Genomic DNA, 7352 nt, shown 5'->3' on the forward strand with positions numbered 1-7352 from the left:
GTGCGCGCCGCGGCCGGCGAGCTCGGCGGCGGCCTGGTAGCCGATGCCGGTGTTGGATCCGGTGACCACCGCGGTGCGGCCGCTCTGGTCGGGGATGTCGGCGGCGCTCCACTTCTGCGGCGAACTCATGGGTTCTGACCCTACCGGGGCGCGCCGCGGCGCCGGGTGCGCCATTCTTAGGGCATGGCTGCCGCAGTGAAGACGCTCGCAACATGGTGACGATGGCTGCGCCGGCGCACCGGCCCAGCGGCAAGGCGCCCCTGGTGTGGGCGCTCGGCGGGGCGATCCCGTGGCTGGTGCTGGCGCTGGTGCAACTCGGCTGGGCGCTGGCCGACCCGCGGCTGGCGTGGCTGCACGCGCTGATCGGGGCGTTGACGCTGCTGGGGTTGCTGGTGGCGACGGTGGTCGCGCCGTTGTGGCGTTACCGGGTGCACCGCTGGGAGATCAGCCCGCAGGCGGTGTACACCCGCACCGGCTGGCTGGTGCAGGAGAGCCGCATCGCGCCGATCTCGCGGGTGCAGACCGTCGACACCTACCGGGGACCGCTGGACCGGTTGTTCGGGCTGGCGAACGTCACCGTCACCACCGCGTCGTCGGCCGGTGCGGTGCGGATCGTGGCGCTCGACGCCGACGTCGCCGACCACGCGGTGACCTGGCTGACCGGCATCGCCGCGGCCGCCGCCGAGGACGCCACGTGAGCGGTCCCGCGCCGGGCTGGCAGCGGCTGAGTCCGCGGATGCTGCTGGTGCACCCGCTGCACGAGGTGCTGCGCAACCTGCCGCTGGTGTTCGGTGCGGTGGTGCTGGGCTCGACCACCGGTGACCCGACCTGGCTGGTGGTGGCGCTGGCCATCACCGTCGGGGTGGGGGTGGCGCGCTGGGCGACCACCAGCTACCGCATCGACGCCGACGAGGTGCAGTTGCGGTCCGGGCTGCTGCGCCGCAGCGCGGTGGCCGTGCCGCGCACCCGGATCCGCTCGGTGGCCACCGACGCCCGGCTGCTGCACCGGCTGCTGGGGCTGACGGTGCTGCGGGTGTCGACCGCCGAGGCGGGCGCGTCGGTCTTCGAACTCGACGCTGTGGCCGCCGAGGAGGTGCCGCGGCTGCGCACGCTGCTGCTGGCCGAATCCGAGCAGCCCGGCGCCGCCGACGCCGACGCGCCACGCCCGGCGGGTCGGGTGCTGGCGCGCTGGCAGCCGTCCTGGCTGCGCTACAGCCCGCTGAGTGTGTCCGGTCTGGTCGGGATCGGCGCCGTGGTCGGGCTGGCCTACCAGGCCGGGGCCGAGAAGCTGCTGGCGGACTCCCGGCTGGGGCAGGCGGTGGCCGACACCGCCGTCGAGTGGGGTGCGCCGCTGACCGTCACCGTGATCGTCGCCGCGGTGGTGGTGTTCGCGGTGCTCGGCGCCGTCGGACGTTCGCTGCTGGTCTACGGCAACCTGGTGCTCACCCGCCGCGCCGGGGTGCTGCACCTCGAGCACGGGTTGGTCCGGCAGCGCGCCGCCACCTTCGACATGCGCCGGTTGCGGGGCGGCACCGTGCGGGAACCGCTGCTGGTGCGGGCGCTCGGCGGCGCCCAACTCGACGCGGTGATGACCGGCGTGCGCGGCGCGGGGGAGGCGTCGCTGCTACTGCCGCCGTGCCCGGCGTCGACCGCGCAGCGGGTGCTGACCCGGCTGATCGGCGACGCCGACGCGGTGCGCGGCCCGCTGCGCGGCCACGGCCCGGCCGCGGCGCGGCGCCGCGTCACCCGAGCGCTGGCGGTGCCGGCGGTCGCGGGGGTGGTGCTGCTGGTCGTCTCGACGCCGGCGTGGGCGTGGGTGGTGTGGGCGGTGGTGACGGGCGGTTGCGTGGCGCTGGCCCTCGACCGGGTCCGGGCGCTGGGGCACCGGGTGGACGCGCGCTGGCTGGTGGCCCGGTCGGGCAGCCTGGAGCGGCGCCGCGACTGCATCGCCACCGCGGGTGTGCTGGCCTGGACGGTGCGGCAGAGCTGGTTTCAGCGCCGGGCCGGGGTGGCGACGCTGGTGGCCGCCACCGCCGCCGGGGTGAAGGCCTATCAGCTCATCGACGTGCCCGCCGAGTGGGCGTGGCGGATCGCGGCGACCGCCTCACCGTGGGTTGCCGGCTCGGTGTGGGCCGACGCGACGGAAGCCGCCGGGGCGGGAGCCGACTCAGCGGCGGCGGCCGCGGCGGCCGGTCAGCGGGGCGGGGCCGGCGGCTCCGGCGGGGCCGGGATGTCGGGGATCTCCGGCAGTCCCCAGCCGCCCTTGGGGTAGACGTTGACGGTGTACTCCAGCCGGTAGTGGTCGGCGTCGGGGTTGCCGCAGAGGTGGACGATGTAGGCGCCGGTGTCGGCGTCCTCCTTGCGGAACTGCGACTCGCGCTCGCAGGGCCCGCCGCTCCACTCCGAGGTGTCCTCGATGGGATCGAAGCCGGCGCCGGTGAGCAGTCGCTCGGCGTCGTCCTGATCAGCGGGGACCAGGCCGGTCACCGTCACCATCCAGATCTTGCCGAGCGAACCCAGCACGTCGCGCGAGTCGGCGTCGATGTCGCCGGCCACGATCGGCACATCGGCGGGAAACTCCGCGGGCAACGCGTCGGCCGGCGCCGCTCCGGGCAGCATCGCGGGCGGCGCCGTCGGCGAAGACGCCGCCGACGGCGGCGCCTGCTCGTCGGTCTCGGTGGTGCGGTGACTACAACCGGCGGCGGCCGTCAACGCCGCCGCGGCCACCACGAGCGCGCGATACCGCCACGAATCCATTGCGGTAGTTAAGCATCACCGCCGCGTTGCGGCGAGCGGTGTCAGCGCCCGTGCGGCACCGTCGGGGATTCCGGTGTCTCGGTCTCCTCGGCGGCGGCGGTGGTGGTCGTCGTCGCGGCGGCCGGGAACACCCCGACGTCGTAGTCGAGTTTGTAGCCGGCGTCGGTCTGGTTGCCGCACAGCCCGACGGTGTAGTGGATGTCGCCCTCGGCGGTGTCGGTGTTGTCGAAGCCGGAGCGGCGTTCGCACGGGCCCGGGGTGGGCGCGGGATCGGTGGTCTTGAACCCGGCGTCGGCGAGCAGCTGCTCGGCGGTGGCGAAGGCGTCACTGTCGATGTCGGTCACGTTGAGCGTCCAGACCCCCGAGCCGTTGGCCCCGGCGAAGTAGTCGCCCTGAACGTCGCCGTTGACCACCGGCACGTCCGACGGGAAGCCGCTCGGCAGTGCGTCGGCGGCGGCACGGTCGGTCGACGGTGTGGTGTCGACGTCGGTGTCGGTTTTGCTGCTGCAGCCCGCCAGCGCGAGCCCCCCTGCGATCACAACGATGCCCAGCTGTCGAATTCTCATGCCGTCGAGTCTGGCACGCGGGCGGGCCCGCCGCAGGGATTACAGGCCGCGGACGGCTTCGATGCGTTGTTGGAGCTGCACCGCGGTGGCCGCCGCCACCGGCGGGCCGCCGCAGATGCGCCGCAGCTCGTTGTGGATCCAGCCGTGCGGTTTGCCCAGCCGGTGATGGGCCGCGGAGACCAGCGCGTTGAGTTCGCGGCGCAGTTCACGCAGCTGGCCGTGCGGGGTGACCGGGGCAGCGCCGGCCGCGGTGCGCGCCGAGATCTGCTCGTCCTGGCGGCGGCGCAGCAGCTCGCGCATCTGCGCGGCGTCGAGCAGGCCCGGGATGCCCAGGTAGTCCTCCTCCTCGGGGCTGCCCGCCGGGGTGGCGGTGCCGAACGAGGAGCCGTCGAAGATCACCTGGTCCAGCTCGGCGTCCGAGCCCAGCGAGGTGAACGAGTTGTCGGTGTCGCCGGGTTCGCTCTGGGTGCGCTGGGCGTCGGCCAGCTCGTCCTCGGGGTTCTTCTCCCGGTGCGGTTCGCCGAGGACGTGGTTGCGTTGGGTTTCCAGTTCGCTGGCCAGCTGCAGCAGCGTCGGCACCGACGGCAGGAAGATGCTGGCGGTCTCGCCGGGGCGCCGCGACCGCACGAACCGCCCGACCGCCTGGGCGAAGAACAGCGGGGTGGCGGCGCTGGTGGCGTAGACCCCGACCGCCAGCCGCGGCACGTCCACCCCTTCGGAGACCATCCGCACGGCCACCAGCCAGCGGGTGGTGGACTGGCTGAACGCGGTGATGCGGTCCGAGGCGCCCGGGTCGTCGGAGAGCACCACGGTGGGCTCCTCGCCGGTGATGCGGGCCAGCAGCCGGGCGTAGGCGCGGGCGGCGGTCTGGTCGGAGGCGATGACCATGCCGCCGGCGTCGGGGACGTGCTCGCGCAGTTGGCGCAGCCGGCGGTCGGCGGCGGAGATGACCGCGGGCATCCACTCGCCGGCCGGGTCGAGGGCGGTGCGCCACGCCCGCGCGGTGTGTTCGGCGGTCAGCGGCTCACCGAGCCGGGCCGCGTACTCCTGGCCGGCGCTGTCGCGCCAGCGCGCCTCCCCGGAGTAGGCCAGGAAGACCACCGGGCGCACCACCCCGTCGGCCAGGGCGTCGGTGTAGCCGTAGGTGTGGTCGGCGCGGGAGCGGCGCACCCCGGAGACGTCGGCGTCGTAGGTGATGAACGGGATCGCGGCGTCATCGCTGCGGAACGGGGTGCCGGTCAACGCCAGCCGGCGGGTGGCGTCGGAGAAGGCCTCCACCATGCCGGCGCCCCAGCTTTTGGCGTCCCCGCCGTGGTGGATCTCGTCGAAGATCACCAGGGTGCGGCGGTTCTCGGTGCGCACCCGGTGGCGGGTGGGGTGGCTGGCGACCTGCGCGTAGGTGACGACCACGCCGTGGAAGTCGGCGCTGGTCTGCCCGGTGCTGTTGGAGAACCGCGGGTCTAGGGCGAGGCCGGCCGCGGCGGCGGCCGCGGCCCACTGGATCTTCAGGTGCTCGGTGGGCACCACCACGGTGACGGTGTCCACGGTGCGGTCGGCCAGCAGTTCGGCGGCGATGCGCAGTGCGAACGTGGTTTTGCCCGCCCCCGGGGTGGCCACCAGCAGGTAATCGCGCGGTTTGCCGGTCAGGTATTTCACCAGCGCACGGCGCTGCCAACCCCGCAAAGCCTGGGTGCGGGGCGCTTCTGTTGCCCGCACCCGAGGCCTCCTATCCGAATCGGGTTGCAGTCTAGGGCAACCGGATCGGCGGGCCGTCGTAGCGTCGGTGGGGTGTCGCGGGTGGCGATACGCGTGCCGGGATGGCCGGATGCCCGGCACCGGAGCGGCCGCGCTGTTCGCGGAGCGCTTCGACATGCCCGACGCCGGCCGCAGCGGGCGGGTGCGCCCTGAGATCGACACGACTACGGCGGTAAAAGGCGATTTTTCGGCCTATAGGTGGGTCTGGACGTCGATTTCAGGGGTCATCGCCCGGCGGCGGACCCGCGTTCACCGTTGGGGTACCGATCTTGCACTCTCCATAGGCGAGTGCTAAGAATGACTTGGCACTCGCGACCGGTGAGTGCTAGGTCGGGACGGTGAGACCAGGCCCACACAGTCTGCGTCGTCCGTCGCGGGCATCGGACCGGCCCGGAAACGTGTCACCCCCTAATCGGAGGAATCACTTCGCAATGGCTAAGCAGATTGCGTACGACGAAGAGGCCCGCCGCGGCCTCGAGCGGGGTCTGAACGCCCTCGCCGACGCGGTAAAGGTGACGCTGGGCCCCAAGGGCCGCAACGTCGTCCTGGAGAAGAAGTGGGGCGCCCCCACGATCACCAACGATGGGGTTTCCATCGCCAAGGAGATCGAGCTGGAGGACCCGTACGAGAAGATCGGCGCCGAGCTGGTCAAGGAAGTCGCCAAGAAGACCGACGACGTCGCCGGTGACGGCACCACCACCGCCACCGTGCTCGCCCAGGCGCTGGTGCGTGAGGGCCTGCGCAACGTCGCCGCGGGTGCCAACCCGATGGGTCTGAAGCGCGGCATCGAGGCGGCCACCGAGAAGATCGCCGAGACCCTGCTCAAGGGCGCCAAAGAGGTGGAGACCAAGGAGCAGATCGCTGCCACCGCCGGCATCTCCGCCGGGGACAGCTCCATCGGTGAGCTGATCGCCGAGGCGATGGACAAGGTCGGCAACGAGGGTGTCATCACCGTCGAGGAGGCCCAGACCTTCGGCCTGCAGCTCGAGCTCACCGAGGGCATGCGGTTCGACAAGGGCTACATCTCCGGCTACTTCGTCACCGACGCCGAGCGTCAGGAGGCCGTGCTGGAGGACCCCTACATCCTGCTGGTGTCCGGCAAGGTGTCCACCGTCAAGGACCTGCTGCCGCTGCTGGAGAAGGTCATCCAGTCCGGCAAGCCGCTGCTGATCATCGCCGAGGACGTCGAGGGCGAGGCGCTGTCGACCCTGGTGGTCAACAAGATCCGCGGGACCTTCAAGTCCATCGCGGTCAAGGCGCCCGGCTTCGGTGACCGCCGCAAGGCGATGCTGCAGGACATGGCGATCCTCACCGGTGGTCAGGTCATCTCCGAGGAGGTCGGCCTGTCGCTGGAGACCGCCGACATCGCGCTGCTGGGTAAGGCCCGCAAGGTCGTCGTCACCAAGGACGAGACCACCATCGTCGAGGGCGCCGGGGACTCCGACGCCATCGCCGGCCGGGTGGCCCAGATCCGCAGCGAGATCGAGAACAGCGACTCCGACTACGACCGCGAGAAGCTGCAGGAGCGGCTGGCCAAGCTCGCCGGTGGTGTCGCGGTGATCCGTGCCGGTGCGGCCACCGAGGTGGAGCTCAAGGAGCGCAAGCACCGCATCGAGGACGCGGTGCGCAACGCCAAGGCCGCCGTGGAGGAGGGCATCGTCGCCGGTGGTGGCGTGTCCCTGCTGCAGGCCGGCCCGGTGCTCGACGAGCTGAAGCTCGACGGCGACGAGGCCACCGGTGCCAACATCGTCAAGGTGGCGCTGGAGGCTCCGCTCAAGCAGATCGCGGCCAACGCCGGGCTGGAGCCCGGTGTGGTTGCCGAGAAGGTCCGCAACTCCAAGGCCGGCACCGGCCTGAACGCGGCCACCGGCGACTACGAGGACCTGCTCGCGGCCGGCATCGCCGACCCGGTGAAGGTCACCCGCTCCGCGCTGCAGAACGCGGCGTCGATCGCGGCGCTGTTCCTGACCACCGAGGCGGTCGTCGCCGACAAGCCGGAGAAGGCGGGCGCTCCGGCGGCCGACCCGACCGGCGGCATGGGCGGCATGGACTTCTAAAAGTCCGCAACACGCTGTACCGACAAGGCCCGGACCGCTCTCGCGGTCCGGGCCTTCGTCGTCGTCGGCGGCCATTTCGCGTTGACTCTGCATCCAGGGCGCAGATTTTCGCCGAATCGCAGGTGAGCGCCGCCCTCAGCGCAGAGTCAACGCGGCGACGCCGGTACGGTGACCCGGACATGAAAATCCAGCTGCTGGGCACCGGCAGCGCCGACGG

At 72.3% G+C, this 7352-nt stretch carries 7 protein-coding genes and 1 pseudogene; 4 read left to right on the forward strand and 4 right to left on the reverse strand.

Annotation, left to right across the window (positions count from 1 at the left end; genetic code table 11):
• Positions 1-129: pseudogene (locus tag A5643_RS18020) on the reverse strand (short-chain dehydrogenase); the annotation flags it as partial.
• A gap of 86 nt (positions 130-215) precedes the next feature.
• On the opposite strand from A5643_RS18020, the gene A5643_RS03465 reads away from it, so the two are divergent.
• Positions 216-698 (forward strand): PH domain-containing protein, encoded by a 483-nt coding sequence (locus A5643_RS03465; protein ID WP_066851994.1) that lies wholly within the window; start codon positions 216-218, stop codon positions 696-698.
• A 38-nt stretch (positions 699-736) separates the two neighbouring features.
• On the forward strand, positions 737-2272 hold the full coding sequence (locus A5643_RS03470; RefSeq protein WP_082948703.1) for a PH domain-containing protein: 1536 nt from the start codon (positions 737-739) through the stop codon (positions 2270-2272).
• Here the strand turns inward: A5643_RS03470 and A5643_RS03475 are convergent.
• Genes A5643_RS03475 through A5643_RS03485 form a run of 3 tightly spaced genes read right to left on the reverse strand, consistent with a single transcriptional unit; the run spans position 2194 to position 5039 of the window.
• On the reverse strand, positions 2194-2757 hold the full coding sequence (locus A5643_RS03475) for a hypothetical protein (protein ID WP_066851983.1): 564 nt from the start codon (positions 2755-2757) through the stop codon (positions 2194-2196). The genes A5643_RS03470 and A5643_RS03475 overlap by 79 nt on opposite strands.
• A gap of 41 nt (positions 2758-2798) precedes the next feature.
• Positions 2799-3323 carry a hypothetical protein gene (locus A5643_RS03480; RefSeq protein WP_156628493.1) on the reverse strand — a complete coding sequence of 175 codons (525 nt, stop codon included), beginning with the start codon at positions 3321-3323 and terminating at the stop codon, positions 2799-2801.
• Between the two features lie 39 nt (positions 3324-3362).
• Positions 3363-5039: a DEAD/DEAH box helicase gene (locus tag A5643_RS03485; RefSeq protein ID WP_066851987.1), complete on the reverse strand. Its 1677-nt coding sequence runs from the start codon at positions 5037-5039 to the stop codon at positions 3363-3365.
• A 109-nt stretch (positions 5040-5148) separates the two neighbouring features.
• On the opposite strand from A5643_RS03485, the gene A5643_RS03490 reads away from it, so the two are divergent.
• Complete coding sequence (locus A5643_RS03490) at positions 5149-5373, forward strand: hypothetical protein (protein WP_066851990.1); 225 nt, start codon at positions 5149-5151, stop codon at positions 5371-5373.
• 136 nt (positions 5374-5509) lie between these two features.
• On the forward strand, positions 5510-7135 hold the full coding sequence (groL, locus tag A5643_RS03495) for a chaperonin GroEL (RefSeq protein WP_066851992.1): 1626 nt from the start codon (positions 5510-5512) through the stop codon (positions 7133-7135).
• Positions 7136-7352 lie beyond the last annotated feature (217 nt).

The sequence above is a fragment of the Mycobacterium sp. 1274756.6 genome, from assembly GCF_001668625.1.
Classification (GTDB): Bacteria; Actinomycetota; Actinomycetes; order Mycobacteriales; family Mycobacteriaceae; genus Mycobacterium.

Coding starts and splice junctions, on each gene's coding strand:
- A5643_RS03470 (WP_082948703.1), top strand. CDS start 737: ATGCTGCTGGTGCACCCGCTGCACGAGGTGCTGCGCAACCTGCCGCTG.
- A5643_RS03475 (WP_066851983.1), bottom strand. CDS start 2,757: ATGGATTCGTGGCGGTATCGCGCGCTCGTGGTGGCCGCGGCGGCGTTG.
- A5643_RS03480 (WP_156628493.1), bottom strand. CDS start 3,323: ATGAGAATTCGACAGCTGGGCATCGTTGTGATCGCAGGGGGGCTCGCG.
- A5643_RS03490 (WP_066851990.1), top strand. CDS start 5,149: ATGCCCGGCACCGGAGCGGCCGCGCTGTTCGCGGAGCGCTTCGACATG.
- groL (WP_066851992.1), top strand. CDS start 5,510: ATGGCTAAGCAGATTGCGTACGACGAAGAGGCCCGCCGCGGCCTCGAG.